This is a genomic window from Camelimonas sp. ID_303_24, from assembly GCF_053543495.1.
The window spans coordinates 1-925 of record NZ_JBLLJM010000021.1; the positions used below are offsets into that span (position 1 = coordinate 1).

At 62.1% G+C, this 925-nt stretch carries 1 protein-coding gene and 1 pseudogene; one reads left to right on the forward strand and one right to left on the reverse strand.

Going from position 1 to position 925, the window contains the following annotated elements:
* Positions 1 to 737, reverse strand: a protein-coding gene (locus ACERNI_RS15565; protein ID WP_448834171.1) for an IS5 family transposase whose coding sequence is annotated in 2 segments (ribosomal slippage) — positions 1 to 422 and positions 422 to 737 — 738 coding nt annotated over the 2 segments. Because the reading frame shifts where the segments join, the coding sequence is not laid out codon by codon here. This gene is flagged as partial in the annotation.
* 84 nt (positions 738 to 821) lie between these two features.
* On the opposite strand from ACERNI_RS15565, the pseudogene ACERNI_RS15570 reads away from it, so the two are divergent.
* Positions 822 to 925: pseudogene (locus tag ACERNI_RS15570) on the forward strand (IS5/IS1182 family transposase); the annotation flags it as partial.

The following is a 925-nucleotide window of genomic DNA, read 5'->3' on the forward strand; positions in this document are numbered from 1 at the left end:
CATTATTGCCGCGAGGTGTACGAAGCCCGCGAAGTTGATTGTCCTGCGGTCATAACGCGTGGCGAAGCGTCTGAAGTGCTTGAGGCGATTGAAGCAGCGCTCTACGCAGTTTCGCTGCCGGTAGGCCAGTCTGTCATGCGCGATGATGACCTTGCGGGTGCGGTTTGAAGGTATGACCGCCTGTGCGTTCATCGCGGCGATCCGCGCGCGCAAGGCATTGCTGTCGTAGGCCTTGTCGGCCAGCACCGCAGTGGTCGTCCGGCCTTCGAGCAATGCAGGCGCAGTGGTGACGTCCCCAACCTGGCCCGCCGTGATAACGAACCGGACCGGTCGCCCAAGGGCATCTGCGAGCATGTGAATTTTGGTAGTCAGTCCACCTCGGGAACGCCCCAGCGCCTGATCTTTGCCCCCCCTTTTCCGGTCGCAGCCTGCTGGTGCGCCCGGACAATCGTGCTGTCGATCATGAGATAGCGGTTGTCGTGGTCCGCTGTCAGGACCTCGAACACGCGCTCCCAGACGCCCTTGTGACACCATCGGCTGAACCGGCGATGGACGGTCTTCCAGCGCCCGTAACGCTCAGGCAGATCACACCAGTGCGCTCCGGACCTCAGGACCCACAGGCAGCCGTTCACAAACAGCCTGTTATCGGAGCCTGTGCGTCCAGGGTCGCTCGCCTTCCCGGGAAGCAAAGGCGCGATCCTCGCCCACTGTGCGTCGTCCAGCTCATAACGCCTGATGCTCATCGTCCGCCCCACGGGAATAACGTGGAGCTCTATGAATCAGAATGAGAACGCCAGGGGAATCCTGAATGTCGATCCGTCCTAACGCCAGGCAATGTCGCCGATATCTCCATGGCCATTCCCCTGCTGGAGGCTGCAGGCGCCACCCGGCGGCTCCTGGCGGACAAGGCCTATGATGCGGACAG